Annotated in this window: 8 protein-coding genes; 3 read left to right on the top strand and 5 right to left on the bottom strand. The window is 69.7% G+C overall.

Annotated elements, in window-relative coordinates; genetic code table 11:
* Positions 1-104: 104 nt before the first annotated feature.
* The gene (locus D187_RS42295) at positions 105-725 is read left to right on the top strand and encodes a TIGR02265 family protein (protein WP_002620664.1); all 621 of its coding nucleotides are present in this window, start codon (positions 105-107) and stop codon (positions 723-725) included.
* 17 nt (positions 726-742) lie between these two features.
* Here the strand turns inward: D187_RS42295 and D187_RS42290 are convergent, their stop codons facing one another.
* Positions 743-2959: a sensor histidine kinase gene (locus D187_RS42290; protein WP_155894000.1), complete on the bottom strand. Its 2217-nt coding sequence runs from the start codon at positions 2957-2959 to the stop codon at positions 743-745.
* Positions 2960-3210: 251 nt separating this feature from the next.
* Here D187_RS42290 and D187_RS42285 point away from each other — a divergent pair, with 251 nt between their 5' ends.
* Both D187_RS42285 and D187_RS42280 read left to right on the top strand, forming a co-directional pair.
* Positions 3211-3573, top strand: a complete 363-nt coding sequence (locus D187_RS42285) for a hypothetical protein (protein ID WP_043434262.1) — start codon at positions 3211-3213, stop codon at positions 3571-3573.
* Between the two features lie 144 nt (positions 3574-3717).
* Positions 3718-6078, top strand: a complete 2361-nt coding sequence (locus tag D187_RS42280) for a SulP family inorganic anion transporter (protein ID WP_051256780.1) — start codon at positions 3718-3720, stop codon at positions 6076-6078.
* 52 nt (positions 6079-6130) lie between these two features.
* Here D187_RS42280 and D187_RS42275 read toward each other — a convergent pair whose 3' ends face one another.
* The 4 genes from D187_RS42275 to D187_RS42260 form a co-directional block, all read right to left on the bottom strand.
* Positions 6131-6370, bottom strand: a complete 240-nt coding sequence (locus D187_RS42275; RefSeq protein ID WP_002620661.1) for an Lrp/AsnC family transcriptional regulator — start codon at positions 6368-6370, stop codon at positions 6131-6133.
* Positions 6371-6384: 14 nt separating this feature from the next.
* Positions 6385-7530 carry a fatty acid desaturase family protein gene (locus tag D187_RS42270; RefSeq protein ID WP_002620659.1) on the bottom strand — a complete coding sequence of 382 codons (1146 nt, stop codon included), beginning with the start codon at positions 7528-7530 and terminating at the stop codon, positions 6385-6387.
* 72 nt (positions 7531-7602) lie between these two features.
* Positions 7603-8364 (bottom strand): YoaK family protein, encoded by a 762-nt coding sequence (locus tag D187_RS42265; protein ID WP_002620657.1) that lies wholly within the window; start codon positions 8362-8364, stop codon positions 7603-7605.
* A 184-nt stretch (positions 8365-8548) separates the two neighbouring features.
* Positions 8549-14008: a DNA repair ATPase gene (locus D187_RS42260; protein WP_002620655.1), complete on the bottom strand. Its 5460-nt coding sequence runs from the start codon at positions 14006-14008 to the stop codon at positions 8549-8551.
* Positions 14009-14120: the final 112 nt, after the last annotated feature.

The following is a 14120-nucleotide window of genomic DNA, read 5'->3' as shown; positions in this document are numbered from 1 at the left end:
CTTCCCCTCCCGCCAGACACCCACCCGCGCCTCCAAGGCATGGCCCTCCGGAGTGCATGACGGCTAGAGTCTTCCGCTCTGGGCGCGATGGGAGGAGCCAGAGGATGACGGCGAGTCAAATCTCCATGGAGGGAGAGTCGGGGTTGGGGACGGAGATGGAGTTGCAACGGCGGCTCTCACTGGCGTCGGCCACCGACACCGTGCGGGGATTGTCCTTCCACAACCTGCTCGACGCGGTGCGCCTGGAATTGGGCGACGAGGCCATGGCGCGCTGCCAGGCGCAGTGCGTGGAGACGAGCTTCAAGAGCTTCTTCACCTATCCCGTGAGCGACTACCTCCGGCTGCAGTACACGGCGGCGTGGATGCTCCAGGAGAAGTACGGCTCGTTCGACAACGCGGTGCGCCGCATGTCCTCGGGGCTCGCGCCCGGCTTCCTCAGCTCGGTGGTGGGCAAGGCCTTCATGCTGCTGACGAAGGAGGGGCCCCGGCAGCTCATCAACAACATGCCGGTGGCCTTCCGGGCGGCGGCGAGCTTCGGAGAGCTGTCCGTGCACTGGACGGGAAGCCGGCGGGGGGTGCTCGTCACCCGGCGCGACTTCCTGCTCTACCTCAGCCACGAGGGCGGGTTGATGGGGCTGTTCCGCACGCTGGGCATCACCGCCGTCGAGGTGCGGGGCCGGCAGGTGGGGCCGCTGGACAACGAGGTGGAGTTCTCCTGGGAGTGAGCGCCGGGCTCGCCTCTCTACCCGGCGAGCAGCGCCGGGGAGGCGTCCGGCTCTAAGCGGGGCCAGGGCTGATCCCCGGCCTCGGGCAGCGTGAGGGTGAGCAGCGTGCCGCGGCCCTCGTGGCTCTCGGCGCGCAGCGTGCCGCCCAGGCTCGTGACGATGGCGTGGCTCACCGACAGGCCCAGCCCCGTGTGCGGGGCGTGCGCGGAGACGACGGGCTCGAAGATGCGCGAGAGCTCCTCGGGGGGCAGGCCCCGGCCCGTGTCCTGGACCTCCACCACCACCTCGCCTTCCTCGCCCGTGTAGACGGCCACGCGCAGCACGTTGCGCGCGCTGTTCTCCACGTCCATGGCCTGCACGGCGTTGAGCAGCAGGTTGAGGAAGAGCTGGCTGAGCCGGGCCTCGTCCGCGTCCACGGGCGGCACCTCGTGGAAGTCGCGCTCCAGCCGCGCCCGGGCCACCAGCTCGCCGCGCACCAGCTTCAGCGCGTTGTCCAGCACCGGCCGCACGTCCACGCGTGCCCGGTGCTCCGGCGGCTTGCGCGAGAGCGTGCGCAAGTCCTGCACGATGTGCTTGAGGCGCAGCGCGCCCTGCACCGTCTCGGACAGGGCCTCCAGCACGTCGTCCAGCGCCTGCCCCGCCTCGCCGCGCAGGCGGGGCAACTGGCCGAGCCGCTCCAGCTCCTCGCGCGCGAAGGAGAGGTTGGCCAGCATGAAGGCCAGCGGGTTGTTCATCTCGTGCCCCACCGCCGCCGCCAGCGAGCCCAGCGCCGAGAGCCGATCCGCCTGGAGCAGCCGGGCCTCCATCTGCTTGCGCAGCGTCACGTCGCGCGCGAACAACCGCAGGCCGGGCGGATCGCTCAGCTGCAACACCGTGAGCTCCCAGTCGCGGCCGCGCAGCTGCACCGTGGGCATGGGCTCGCCCGCGGCCGCGCCACGCCAGGCCCACTGCAGCGCGGCCTGGACGATCGGGTGGTGCGACTCCTGCTCCAGCAACTCCGGGAAGGCCGAGTACGTGGCCCCATTGGCGTAGCGCAGCTCGCCCTGCGAGCTCAGCTCCAGCAACGGCTCGGGATGCAGCAGCGGAAAGGAGGCCAGGCGGTAGAGGGGCTCCTCCAGGGCGCGCATCGCCGACACGTCGCGCACCAGCAGGCCCAGGTGCACCCCGGCCGCGCCCTGCTGGGGGACACAGGGGGTGATTTCCGCCACGTACCAGCGCGGCTCCCCCTCCACGTCCAGCTGGTAGTCCAACCGTCCGCCCAGGCCGCGCTCGCGCACCGTGCGGGCCAGGGACACCAGGGGCTCGCTCGCCTCCTGTCCCAGCAACTCCGGCAGCGTGCGCCCATCGGCGCCGGTGAGCTCCTGGCCAAACGCCCGGCCCGTGGGAGACCACACCCGGTGGCAGCGCTCCTGCCCGTCCAGCTCCGCCACGAGGTACTCGGCGCCGAGCATCGGCCGGTTGGCGGTGGGCGCGCGCTCCGCCTCGGAGGGCAGCACGAAGCCCTCCACCCGGAAGGGCCCCATCAACATCTCCAGGCCCGAGCCATCGACGTTCATCCGCGTGAGCACGGCGACGATCGCCTGGGCCTCCGCCTCGGACAGCCGCGGCATGAGGATGATGCCATCGGACAGGGTGGGCTCGGTGTAGAGGAACGGAACGAGCCGCTCCTGCTCGTGGCCGACGAAGCCCGCCAGGGTGGCGCGGATGGCGTGCTCATTGGAATAGCTGGCGAACACGGACGTCACGTCCGCCTCTCCTTGGAGCACCGCCTGGAGCGCCCGGCGGTAGGTGCCCAGGAAGCGCTGCTCCTGGAAGAGCGAGTCCGGGGACAGGCCCCGCCGGGTGAGGAAGCGCACGGGCAGCAGGTGCCCTCCCGTGGAGTGGGGAGCCACCCAGGCGGCGCGCTGGCCCCGGAGCATCTCGAGCGTGAGCGGCGCGTCCGCGCGGCACACCAGGGCGGCGTGGTAGTGCCAGCTGCCCGAGCGCACCGCGCGCACCACCGCCCGGGCCCGCGGCTCGTGGGCGTCACATTGCTCGGCCGTGGCCCACACCATGTCCACCTGTCCCCGCTGCAGCTCGGCCTCCAGCACCTCGTAGGAGGGCGCCAGCTCCATCACCACGGGACGTCCCAGTTGCTCGGACAAGGTCCGGCCGAAGAGTTCGACACGGACGTGCTCCCGCACCTCCCCAAGCGCGGGGTAGAGCAGGAAGCGGATGGGCCTGAGCGACGGCATCACGTTGTACGGTCCTCCTGAAGGCTCGCCGGTGGAGTCCACGGATACACCCTCCGAGGCCCTCCCGGGTGACCTTCCACGTCGCATCATACTATCATGAGGAATTGCCCTATTTTACACACTTATCCAGTTTATCTTGACTGGTAAATTTGTCAGTATGGGCCGGGAATCCGGTGATTCACGTGGAAGTTGCATGGGCTCCAACGAATTGGGGATGCAGCGCGTTACCCGGATGGGTTAGATTAGCGGTCTTGCGTCGGATCCCGTTCCTCCAGCTCCTGCTGTGCGCCCTGCTGTCCCTCCAGCAGCCGTCCGTGCTCGTCCAGGCGGGGCTCTGGCAGCGGTGCACCCAGGGACTGGAGGTCGAGGATACCCCCCGTCCGACACTGGCCGAGAAGGCGGAGCTACCCGGACTGCGTTCGGGCTGTCAGCCGCGCTGGACGGCCGGGGCGGCGAGACGGTGGAGGCTGGAGCCCCGGCGTGAGTCCCGGTCCAGGAACCGGGTGGCCGTGGCGCCCCGGTCAGCTGGGACGCATACCGCCGTGGCACGTTGGCGTGCGGCGTTGATGCCGCCCCGCGTTCCGCCGGACGACGAGCAATGCATCAGGGGGTAGGTGCCTCGGGCGCCCACCCCCTCGGTCCGACAGAAGCGTCCGCCTTTCTTCAACTTCTCCAACTCCATGGGGCTCGTGGTCCCCGGGCATGCGGTTGCCCGGGCGCCATGGCGCCGCCGTGTCATCGAGCTCACTTTTTACGCCATGAGTGTGAACTTCCTTTCTCGGCTTCGTCCCTACCTCCCCTCCGTGCGTTCAGGCCTCGGCCTGCGCGAGCTGCTTCCCGAGTGGAAGGCCCTCTTCTCCTCCCGGGATCTCAAGGAAGACGTCGTGGCCGCCTTGCAGGTGGCCAGTGTCGCCGTCCCCCTGTCCCTGGCCATCGGTCTGGCCTCGGGCGTGTCCCCGGAAATCGCCCTGGTGACGGCCATCGTCGCGGGCGTCGTCGGATCCTTGTTTGGCGGAACGCCCCTGCTGGTGACGGGCCCGACCGCCGCCATGGCGGTGCTCATCGCCTCGGCGGTGCAGCAGTACGGCCTGCGAGGCCTGCTCACCATCGGCCTGGTGGTGGGTGTGCTGCAGGTGCTCACCGGCCTGTTGGGGCTCGGCCGCGCCATCCGCCTGGTGCCCATGCCGGTGGTGTCGGGCTTCACCGCCGGCATCGGCGCCATCCTCCTCATCTGGCAGCTCCCGCGCGCCCTGGGCCTGCCGCCCCCGGACCAGAACCACGTGTTCGACGTCCTGGCGCACCTGGGCCAGTTGATGCATCAGGCCCAGCCCGTCGCGCTCGCCCTCACCGCGCTCACGCTGGCCGTCACCCTGAGCCTGCCCCGGGTGTCGCCCAAGCTGCCCTCGCCCCTCATCGCCGTCGCCATCACCAGCGCCCTCGTCCTGGGCCTGGGCCTGGACGTGCCGACGCTCGGCGCGCTGCCCCACGCGCTGCCCCTGCCCGCCATGCCGAGCATGCCCACGTCGGGCTGGGTCCAGTTGCTGAGCACCGCGTTCATCGTCTACGCCCTGTCGTCCCTGACGGCGGTGACGGCCGGCGGCGTGGTGGCCAAGTTGTCCCCGCGTCCCAAGCATGATCCGGATCAGGATCTCGTGGGCCTGGGACTGAGCAACATGGCCGTGTCCCTGCTCGGCGGCATCCCGGCGGCGGGCGCCTACGCGCGCGCCGCGCTCAACGCGAAGGCCGGGGGACGCACCCGGCGCGCCACGCTGCTGCACGCGCTGCTCGTCCTGGGGGCGGTGCTGCTGCTGGTGCCCGTGCTCGCCCACATCCCCATCGTGGCGCTCGTCGGCGTGTTGATGGCCCTGGCGGTGCGCATGCTGCGCCCTCGGGAGCTGCTGGGGCTCTGGAAGGTGTCGCGCACGGAGGGGACGGTGTTCATCGTCACCTTCGCGTCCGTCGTGCTCCTGGACTTCATCGTCGGCGTGCAGGCGGGCATCATCGTGGCGCTGGCCATCGCCGTCGTGCAGTTGGGCCGGGGTCAGGCGGGGATCGTCCACACGAACTCGGCGGGGCCCTCCCGCTTCCTGCTCACGGGCCCCATCACCTTCCTGAGCGCCGCGAAGATCGAGGCCCTGCGCAACGAGGCCCACGCGCTGGAGCCCGGGCGCGGCATGGTGTTCGACTTCTCGGACGTGACGGCCATGGACGTGTCGGGCGCGGAGCTGATGACGCAGCTGATGCGTGAGCTGCTGGACGCCCAGCACCCGCTCGTCATCCAGGGCGCGCTGCCCGAGGTGCAGCGCCTGCTGTTGCGCCAGGCTGGAAAGGACTCGCGCTTCGAGGAGCTCTTCGCCCTCACCGAGTCCGACGTGGTGGCCCGCCTCCAGGGCCTCGAGGGCGCGACGCAGCCCTCGCCGAGGGATCGTCTGGTGCACGGCGTGGAGCGCTTCCGCCGCGCGCGCCGCCCGCGCTACGGGGAGCTGTTCGGCCGGCTCGCCAAGGGCCAGACGCCGCACACGCTGCTCATCACCTGCGCCGACAGCCGCATCAGCCCGAGCCTCATCACCTCCACGGATCCCGGTGAGCTGTTCATCGTGCGCAACGTGGGCAACCTCGTGCCCCAGGACCACTCGCCCCTGTCCCCCGCGGTGAGCAGCGCCATCGAGTACGCGCTGGAGGTGCTGGGCGTGTCGGACGTCATCGTCTGCGGCCACTCGGCCTGCGGCGCCATGAAGGCGCTCTTGAGCAAGGACAAGCCCGAGGGGCTGCCCGGGGTGGTCACCTGGCTGGCCGAGGCCACGCCCGTGCTCGGCAAGCTGTCCCCCGACGCCACCCCCGAGGACGCGGCCAAGGCCAACGCCCTGGTGCAGCTGGACAACGCGCTCACCAACCCCGTGCTGCGCCGCAAGTACGACGCCGGCGAGGTGCGGCTGCACGCCTGGTTCTACGACGTGGGCCACTCGGAGGTGCTGGAGTTCGAGCCGAAGACGGGCGAGTGGGCCCCCCTCGGCCTCCCGCTGCGCGACCACTCGGCCCACGCCGATGGCGACGGGAGCCCGTCCTCGCGGGGTGACGGTCACGCCTCCCAGGAGGACGCGGCGGCGCCGGGCATCTAGTCACGGTGGGAGGGGGGCCCGGTCATCCGGGCCGGGCCCCCGCCCCCGCCCGCTAGAAGGCGCTGAAGGTGGTGATGGTGTAGGTGTCCTTGATGCCGGGCATCGTCTGGATGCGCTCGGTGACGAAGCGGCCGATGTCCTGGGCCTTGTCGAGGTGGAACTTGGCCAGGAGATCGTACCCGCCCGAGGTGGAGTAGACCTCCGCGGCCTCGTCGACCTGGTCGGCGATCATCGCCGCGGTCTTGTACGTCTGCCCCAGCTCACACTTGATCATGACGAAGATGGTGTGCACGGGCGCGCACCCTATCACGCCACGTCGGGAAGCGGTTCCTCCGCCCCACCCTGGCTCCGGCCCAGGCCCGCCAGCCGCCGCATGGAGCTCTTGCCCACCACCACGTCCACCATCTTGCGCGCCCGCGTCCAGACGCTCTCCTGCACGTAGGGGATGCCGTGGCGCTCGCACAGCGCGCGCACCTTGGGCTGCACCCGCTGGTACTGGAGCATCGACAGATCCGGGAAGATGTGGTGCTCGATCTGGTAGTTGAGCCACAGGTGGAGGTAGTCGTTGAGATCTCCCCCCGTGCGGTAGTTGGCGCTGCCCAGCACCTGCTGCAGGTAGCGCTCGCCTCGCCCCTGCGGCGCCGAGTCGAAGCGGTAGAGATCCTCGCCGGTGTGGTTGGGCCCCACGACGAGGAAGGTGTGCAGGTTGGTGAGCACCTCGGCCATGAGCGAGTTGCCCAGGGCGCTCAGGCCCGCCCAGGCCCCCAGGGGCAGGAAGAGCGCGGGCAGCACGACGAAGTTCCACGCGGCATAGGGCGCGTAGCCCGAGCGCAGCACCTCCAGCCACTCCTCGCGCGTGAGCGGACCGTCCGGCCGGCGCTTGCGCCGCAGCGAGGCGAGCGTCTCCGGGGCGTAGTAGCTCGCCCGCCAGGTGATGGCGAGCAGCGCGAGCTGCGTGTAGCGCAGCGCGAGTGGGATGTCCCCCCGGCGCAGGGAGCCCTCGGCGTTGCGCTCGAGCAGATCCGGATCCGCGTCCTCGCCGGTGTGCGAGTGGTGGAGCACGTTGTGCTCGAAGACCCAGGCCTCGGGCAGCATCCAGTCGAACCAGTCGACGAAGCGGCGCGCGCCCTTGGCGAAACCCTTGCTGGTGCGCTCCTCGGGTGCACCCGGCACGCGGTCATAGCCGCGGTGGCCCACGTGGTGCATGAGCAGCCAGCGCGTGGAGCGGCCGAGGCTCAGCGCCACCGCGCTCAGGGGATTGGGCGCGAGCCAGCACGTGGCCAGCCCCACCGCCGTGGCCGTCCGGCCCCAGCGCTCGATGCGCCGCAGGTGGGTGAGATCCTCCTCACCCACGCTGGCGTCGATCTCCGCGCGCAGCGCGCGCACGTCACGCAGGAAGGCCTCGACGTCCACGGACGAGGGATCGAAGCCGGAAGCGGCGGGAGACGACATGCGCGAACCTCGAGGACTCGGACGGGGGCGGGACGACGCGCCCCTGTCCGAGTGCAACGGGCCGCGCGAGACTCAGGTACTCGCCACGGGCGAGTGGGTCGTCATGATACTGAGATCAATGGCGATCACCGCCAACAATCCCATGCACGGCAGCAGCAGGACGATGGTGCCGAAGGTGAGGAACAGGAACGAGCCGATGAAGCTTCCCAGGATGAAGGCAGTGGCGAGGCCGAGCTGGAGCCGGGCCCGCTCGAACTGAGGGGCGATGGGCAGCTCGAACAGGCGCACCAGGAAGCCACGCGCCCCCTCCTTCCGGCCTCCGTCCATCACCCACACCGCCATGCGCACGATCTGGATGCCCAGATCCGTGAGCACGCCGGTCAGGTGCGTGGGACGCACCACCGCGCCGGACACGCGCGTGGTGAGCGCGTTCTGCAGGCCCATGCTGAAGGCCAGACCGCGCGTGAGCAGCTCCTCGTGGGTCTCCGGGTGGTGATGACCCCAGAAGGCCACGAAGCCGAGCGTGAAGATCTCCACGCCGAGCGCGGGAATGTACTGCCCTCGGGCGCGATGGCGCGACGTCTCCAGCAGCGCTTCCGAGGCGATGGCTCCCAGGATGAAGGCAATGACGAGCTGACCCGCGCCGAGCGCGTTGTCCAACCGTCCGGCGGCGAACGATTCACCGAACCAGGACACGTTACCCGTCATGTGGCTGATGCGGACCCCGAAGGCGAAGAAGCCGATGGCGTTGACTCCACCAGCGACCCCCGCCAGCAGCAAGGCCAGCGTGAAATAACCAAAACGTCCACGAGACTTGATTCCACTGAAAGGCATAGAACGGGCGGTTACCTGAGGGATGGAAACAGTGGGCGGCCCGGCCAACAATGGCCGGACGCGTCAATATTCCCATAAGTTCAATTAACTTTCAAGGTTTCCGAACAATTCTAGTAATGCTCACTGTTCGTGAGTATGCCAGACTCCCACCCGTCCCATGGGAGTGTTTGCTCACGGGGGCGCGTCAGCTCATGGGGCGCTGGAGGGACTGAAGCAATTCCAGTGCCTCGGTAACGGCTTGCCAGACCTGCATCGCCTTGAGGCTCTCCTCACCGCTCTGCAATGTCCGCTTGGCAACGCGTTCCAGGGGCGCCAGGGCATTCTCCACCAGGGACAGCTGCCGCCCCAAGTCCGGTGACAGAGATGTCACCGTCGCACGATGCAGGGCCTGTGCCGGTGGGGAGACCACCGCGGTGGGCACCGGGCGCTCCGCCATCGTCTTCACCGCCAGTGTGAGCTGTTCCATGACCGGGCCCAGGTCCACCGCCGGCGCGGGCGCCACCGAGCGTTCGGCGAGCGCCCGGAGGACCTTGGCCAGGTGTTGCAGATAAGGGGTGAGATCCGTCCCCGGGGGCACCTGCACCACGGGCGCGGGAGACTCCTTGCGCGCCAGCTCCAGCATCGCCTCGCGCAGGGCCTCCAGCCGCGGCGCCATCTCCGCCACGGGGTGGGCTCCCTGAGAGCCCCGGGCGCCCTCGGCCGCGCGCACCACCGCGTCGCGCACCGAGCCGAGCTGCTCCTCGATGGCGCCGAGCTGACCCGTCACGCGCGCCACGGGATCATCCTCCTTGCCGCCCATGCGCTTGACGCGCGCGAAGCCCTGCTTGATCTCCTCCCAGCGCGCCGCCTGCTCCGGCGACAGCCGCCCGCGCAGCTCGCGCAGCTTGAGCAGGTTCTGCTCGGCCGCGGTGGTGAGCGTCTGCGACTCGCCCTGGTAGTGGTCGTCGAGCAGCCGCTCCAGCTCCTCGTCCGTCATGGCGGCCACCACCTTCTCGGTGACCTTGCCCATGTTGCGGTAGGAGCCCTGCAACTTGAAGGGAGGCTCGGTGCGGAAGCGCTCGTCCTGCGCCGCCGAGGCGATGTACTGCAGGTTCACCTTGAGCATCACCTCCTGGACGCGGAAGAGCCGCTGGAAGATGGCGACGATCTCCTGCAATTCCGCGGCGGCATAGCCATAGGACAGCTCGCCCGTGGGCACGTCCTCGCCCCGGGCCATGCGGATGAGCTTGTGGATGTCCGCGGGCTCGCGCGTGGCGAGCGGCGCCAGGGCCGCGTTGGAGGTGAGCGCGTTCTCGATGTAGCTCAGCGCGAACAGCTCCTGCTTGCCATCGAGGATGTCACCCAGGTTGTAGGTGTCCGCGCGGTTGGCGAGCATGTCCGGAATGCGGAAGCGATCCCCCGTCTCCGTGTAGGGATTGCCCGCCATCACCACGCAGAACTTCTTGCCGCGCAAATCGTAGGTGCGCGTCTGGCCATTCCACACGCCCTCCACGCGGCGCTGGCCGTCGCACAGGGAGATGAACTTCTGCAGGAACTCGGGGTCCGTGTGCTGGATGTCGTCGAGGTAGAGCATCACGTTGTTGCCCATCTCGAAGGACAGGTTGATGCGCTCCACCTCCTGGCGGGCCGTGGCGTTGGGGGCCTCGGCCGGATCCAACGACTTCACCGAGTGCCCGAGCGCCGGGCCATTCACCTTCACGAAGGTGAGCCCGAGCCGGCTGGCCACGTACTCCATCAGCGTCGTCTTGCCGTAACCCGGAGGCGACATGAGCAGCAGCATGCCCATGCGATCCGTGCGCTTGTTCTCCCCCGCCGCGCCGAGCTGCTTGGCGAGGTTGGCGCCGATGAGCGGCAGGTACACCTCGTCGATGAGCCGGTTGCGCACGAAGGAGCTGAGCACCTTGGGGGTGAACTCGTCCAGGCGCAGACGGCGGCGCTCGCGCTCCAACAGGTCCCTCAGGAGCCCCCGGTAGGCGTGGTACGCGGGCACGCGCACCTGGCGGAAGGCGCTCAGGCGGGCGAGGAACTCATCCAGCCGCAGCGCCAGCTTGCGCTCGTGCACGCGCGGGTGCTGGCCCAGCAGCCCCGTCACCTCGGCGGACGTGAGGGCCCCGGCCACCTCCCGGTCCAGCTTGCGCTCGGTGAGCAGCAACACCGCGGCCTCCAGCGCCACATGAGCCGCCGCGCCCGGTCCGCCCTCGCGCCGCGCGAGGTAGGCGTCCACCCAGGCGCGCACCACGCGCAGCCGCTCGGGGAGGCTCTTCTCCAGCCCGCGCAGGTCATCCTCGAACGCCGAGCGCGTGCCCGCGCGATCCAGGTGCGAGAGCAACGCGTCCTTGACGGCCACCGCCTCGCCACTGGTAGTGAAGCGGGGCCGCTCCCCGCCCAGCTCCTCCACGAGGTAGCGCCCGGCGAGCCGCGCCTCCGAGGGGCCGGGCGTCACGCCCACCGCCGTGAGGAAGGCGCCGATGCGCTCGCCGGCCTCGTCACCGAGCACCACCAACTCCGCGCCCTCGCCGAAGGCCGTGCGCAGGCGATGCAGGCTGCGCGCCCGGCGATGCAGGAGCGCCTTCTCCTCGTTCTCCCCGCCCAGCGCCCAGTACAAGGCGGCCCAAGCGCGCGGCGTGGGGGCGAAGCGCAAGAGCCCCGCGCCCGTGTGCATGGGCAGCAGCTTCTCGAGGATGGCCACCGCGTCCGCGTCGTGGATGCCCCGCTCGTAGCCCTCGTCGTACTTGTCCGCCGAGTACGCGCGCACCTTCTCCAGGAGCCCCCCCGGCTCCAGCGCCGCCTGCCGCAGCGCCGCGAGGCTCACGCCTCCCCTGCCCTCCTCCGCGTCCAGCAGCACCTGCGCGGCGAGGTACTCGGCGCGGTACACCTCGGGCGTCTCGGACACGAGGTGCTGCTCCCACAGCTCGCGGTACTTCGCCAGCTCGGGGTCCTCCAGCTTCTGGGCGTAGTCCGTGCCCGTCAGTTGCAGGTAGAGCGCGCCGTCACGCGGCACCAGCGTCAGGTCCAACGTCTGGGTGTTGACGTTGAAGCGGTGCTTGCCGAACTTGATGACGGGAGCGCCCGAGCCCTCCTCGTACAAGTCGTTGCGATCGCGTAGCGCGCGCAGGGCGTCCTGACGCGCCGTCTTCACGCGGCTGAGCACCTCGTCCGCGCGCACGCTGTCCTGCAACTCCAGGAGCTGCTGGGCGAGCTGCCGCAGCTTGAGCACCATGGAGTCCGAGGCGAAGTAGGTGTTGAGCTCGTCCTCGGCCTTGAAGGACTTCGCCCGGCGGTTGACGCCGGTGAGGATGCGCTCGGCGGCGCCGAAGAGGTTCTGCGCGCGGCGCTGGCGCTCGTCCACCAGGGCCTGCTTCTTCTGCCCGAAGGCCTCCAGCAGCTCCTCGCGCTTCTGGGTGAGCTGGCCGAGGAACTCGTCGAACTCGCCGAAGCGCCCCTCCATCTCCTCCAGTTGCACGGTGAGGCGCGAGAGGCCCTCGTCGCACTTCTCCGGCGAGTCCGCCACGCTCAGCGCGCTCTCCACCGACTGGCCGAGCAGCTTGAACTGGGCGCCGAACTCGGCCCTCTTCTCGCGGCCCACCAGCTCCTTGCGCCGGGCGCCCAGGCCCGCGCGCACGCGGTTGAGGCGGCTGAACAGCTCGGAGATGCCCTCCAGGATGCGCGCGCGCGCGAGCGGATCTCCCACCTGGAGTCCGCCCACCGTCTCGCTGAGCACCTCCAGTCCCTTGCCCACCTGCTCGATGTCCTCGCCGAGTGGCGCCAGCTCCAGCGTGGTGCGCACGGGCTCCAGCCGGGCCAGGAGATCATCCAGGCGGGTGGCGAGGGGCCGCAGCGCCTCGTCGCCCTGGAGGAAGCCCACGGCGTCGGCGCTGACCCGGTCCGTCTCGGAGATGACCTGCTGCTCCAGCGTCTCCAGCCGGGCCACGTCGATGTAGCGCACCTCCTTGAGGGTGATGAGGTGGCCGCGCTGCTTGCGCAGGTCCGACAGCGCCATCATGAAGCCCTCGGCGTTCTGCAGCTCCTCGGGGCGCACGCGCAGGAGCATCTGCTCCTGGGCGGTGAGGGCCTCGGCGATGGCGTCCTCGGCGCGCTTGCGCAGGGCGAGCACCTTCTCGAACTCGTCGATGATGAGCTCGGAGGTGCGGCGCAGGGATTCAATCCCCTCCTTGAGCCGCGTCTCCTCGTGCCCGAGCCAGTAGAAGGCATCGAGCATGCGCGAGGAGGCGGCGGCCAGGTCCTCGTAGGTGCGGCGCGAGGGCTTGTCCGAGCGGGCGAGCCGCACGAGCGTCAGCGCGTCGGAGATGCCGCGCACGAGCTCCGCGTTGCCCACCTTGCCGAGATAGCCGGGCGCGGGTGGCGTCTTCGCGGCGTGCTCGGCGGAGACGAAGGGCGTCTGCCACACCTGCATGGGGTGCACGCGCGTGGGCTCGTTGGTCGTCGCGCGGAAGACGACCATGCGCCCGTCCGCGAAGAGGCTGAAGCCGTGGCACTGCAACGGGTTCTGCACCTCCTTGCGCACGAGGTTGTACGGAAAGAGCACGTAGGAGCCGTCGTCGCCACGGAAGAAGGCGTAGAGCACGTCCTCGCCGTTGGGCGAGCGGATGGCGCGCTTGAAGCGCAGGCCCTCGCCAATGCCGTCGAAGACCTTGTAGTCGCCCGTCTGGAGGTAGTAGCCGCCGGGGAAGATGATGCCCTGGTCCTCGGGAAGGCGGACACATGCCTGGCCCACGGCGTCGACGCGCACCACGTGCTGCGTGCGGGTGTTGAAGACGAGGTAGCGGTGCTTCTGCTCGCGGAAGGGCAGCACGCGCAGGAGGATGAGGCCGCCCACCTTCGCGTAGGCGAACTCGGCGTCGTCCAGCGACTGGTCCGGATCGTCCACGGGCTCGCGGTAGATGCCCTGCCCGTCCGCGGTGTTGTTCTCCACCTTGATGGTGAGATCGCCCTTCACCGTCTCCACGAACACCTGATCCAGGACGTTGACGTGGGGGTGCTGGCCGAACACGTAGTTGTCCCGCGTGGCCACCGTCCATTCGAAGTCATGGGCCGCGGGGAAGACGTGGTCGCGATCGCCCTGGTTGTCCAGGTAGGTGGCGTTGCCCTCCACGTCGAGCGAGAAGCGGAAGACCTTGATGTCGCGCTCGGACTGGCCCGTCTGGAAGATGGCCAGGAGCCGCGACTCGTTGCGGCGCAGTTGGATGAGCCGCGCGTCCTTGTAGTACTTGTAGAGTTCGCCGAAGTCCTTGACGAAGCGCGGATCCACCAGGAAGCCGCCGGCCTCGGTGGGGGGCACCTCGGAGAAGTCGAAGCCCTCGGCGGTCTTCTCGAACTTGTGCAGCGAGAAGACGTCCGCCACGGACGTGCCCTTCTTCAGGCCGATGAAGACGTTGTAGCCGAAGAGCAGGTACTTGCCGACGCCGACGATGTCGCGCGCCACGCAGTTGTTCTCGGTGCGCACGCGCTCGTTGCCGATGACGGTGAGCTCGGTGCCACCGAAGAGCTTCTTGCGCCGCTCGTTGAGAGCCGAGGCCTGGGTGCCAAGCGCCTCCGCCTGGGTGAGCAGGCGCGCGCGGATGACCTCGTAGCTGCCGCCCTCCAGCGTGGCCTCGCCAGCGGGGGTGGGGCTTTGTGTTGCCATCGTCAGTTCACCGGGAAAAGCGGAGGAAGGGTGCGTCGAACCGCGGACGCCGCGCCCCGGGAACATCCGGGGCGCGGCGCCAGGTCATGCGAGCAAAGGGCCGGCCTGTCTC

Origin of the sequence: Cystobacter fuscus DSM 2262, assembly GCF_000335475.2 — a bacterium.
GTDB classification, from domain to species: domain Bacteria; phylum Myxococcota; class Myxococcia; order Myxococcales; family Myxococcaceae; genus Cystobacter; species Cystobacter fuscus.
The sequence above is the reverse complement of the archived record's forward strand: the minus strand, read 5'-3'. Positions and strand labels throughout refer to the sequence as shown.

What these genes read in the sequence shown, in the direction of transcription:
- D187_RS42290 (WP_155894000.1), bottom strand. Translation starts at nt 2,959, where the DNA reads ATGCCGTCGCTCAGGCCCATCCGCTTCCTGCTCTACCCCGCGCTTGGG.
- D187_RS42280 (WP_051256780.1), top strand. Translation starts at nt 3,718, where the DNA reads ATGAGTGTGAACTTCCTTTCTCGGCTTCGTCCCTACCTCCCCTCCGTG.
- D187_RS42295 (WP_002620664.1), top strand. Translation starts at nt 105, where the DNA reads ATGACGGCGAGTCAAATCTCCATGGAGGGAGAGTCGGGGTTGGGGACG.
- D187_RS42265 (WP_002620657.1), bottom strand. Translation starts at nt 8,364, where the DNA reads ATGCCTTTCAGTGGAATCAAGTCTCGTGGACGTTTTGGTTATTTCACG.
- D187_RS42270 (WP_002620659.1), bottom strand. Translation starts at nt 7,530, where the DNA reads ATGTCGTCTCCCGCCGCTTCCGGCTTCGATCCCTCGTCCGTGGACGTC.
- D187_RS42260 (WP_002620655.1), bottom strand. Translation starts at nt 14,008, where the DNA reads ATGGCAACACAAAGCCCCACCCCCGCTGGCGAGGCCACGCTGGAGGGC.